Here is a 1,427-nt window from a genome sequence, read left to right on the forward strand (position 1 = left end):
TTTCTCCACTACTAAAATAAGTTTCTAAAGAATTAAATTTAAAATCATCACCATCGACATCCCAAAAATTGATAAAACTCTCGAGCGACAAGTGGTAGACGCCAAGATGACCGTGCGAGGCCATGAAGTGCCACTGCCACAATGGTGTGACAATTTATAGGTGAAATCATGATCCAGTTCGATATCTGCACAACTGCTTACATTAAACTTAGCACCACTTGGCAAGCTAGTTTTTGCTAAATCTGCTAACTCGGCGGCATCACGTCTAAATGTGCCTATTGATGAAGAAGGTTTTACCCAATCAATATCTGCATCATTTGGAACAACCGTATAGGCAACGTTTTTAACGTAGGTTGAAAAGCTAGGATCGGTAATGTTTCGATACCAGAATTTAAGTTGGTACGGTGAGACTGCTTCATTCGTATCGTTGTAATAAACGCGGGTATACAGTTGGTCTTCTTCCGTCTGGAAAATATCTTTGTCCGAAGTTTTTAACTCACTGTCATATAAGCGTTTTAAATTGCCATCTATAGCAAACTCAGTGCCTTTATCGTCAGTATTTGGAACCGTTCTACCTTCAGCATTAACAATCAATACTTCACCAGGTTGGATAGTAGGCAAGTAATTTCTCATATTAAACTGAGAGTTAGTATCGCTGCCATCGTGAGAGAGCTTATAGCTAGCGTTACCTAAACCTTCTACAGAAATCGCACTATATAGTCCAATTTCAGTCAGTAAATCAGCATAACCCGGATCGCCAACCTGTATGGAATAGGTCAAGTTACTCAGATATGCCGTAAAGTTAGGATCGTTAATGTCTGAAAAGCGAATACGGATCTTCGGTGCAACAACAGTAACGCCAGAGTTATTTTTATACTGCCAAATATAAGTGTTGTTGGTTGTCGCTTGTGCTACAGCCGAATGAACACCAACTTCGGTTAAGAAACCACCATCCGTTGTGACTACATCAACGTCTGTTCCTTTATTATTGCTGTTTGCATCAGTTCGACCATCAAGTGAGATGGTAATAGTCTCGCCTGGTGCAATATTCGGCAAATAGTCGCGTAATTCAAACGTTGGCCACCCAGATTGAGCACCATTGTAATGGGTCAGCTTATATTCACTTGCACCACTGGCTTCCAGTTGAGCGCCTAATAACACGCTCGTCTCAGCAAGCATGTCGACATCAGCAGCCGCATGAGTAGGTATAGTCAAAGTCAAACCGGCAACAAAAATCAGTGTTACCAGCAATATCTTGTTAACTTGAGTAAGCATTGTCATTAATAATCCTTTTTCTACGTCCATGTTTATGTCCTAAATGGTTTTTACTGCTGTAAGGTATTTGTGGTTTGAGAAATCAATCGACCCTGTGCGTCATAAACAAAGTCAGTGACTTGTCCGGGTGCGGTTATTTTGGTTGGCAATCT

The 1,427-nt window shown here is 40.9% G+C and carries 1 protein-coding gene; it reads right to left on the reverse strand.

The window, feature by feature from the left end:
- Positions 1 to 24: 24 nt before the first annotated feature.
- On the reverse strand, positions 25 to 1,305 hold the full coding sequence (locus tag AC3AYF_RS20960) for a hypothetical protein (protein ID WP_487780400.1): 1,281 nt from the start codon (positions 1,303 to 1,305) through the stop codon (positions 25 to 27).
- Between the last annotated feature and the right edge of the window lie 122 nt (positions 1,306 to 1,427).

Source organism: Salinicola sp. (genome assembly GCF_982684285.1).

Coding starts and splice junctions, on each gene's coding strand:
- AC3AYF_RS20960 (WP_487780400.1), bottom strand. CDS start 1,305: ATGGACGTAGAAAAAGGATTATTAATGACAATGCTTACTCAAGTTAAC.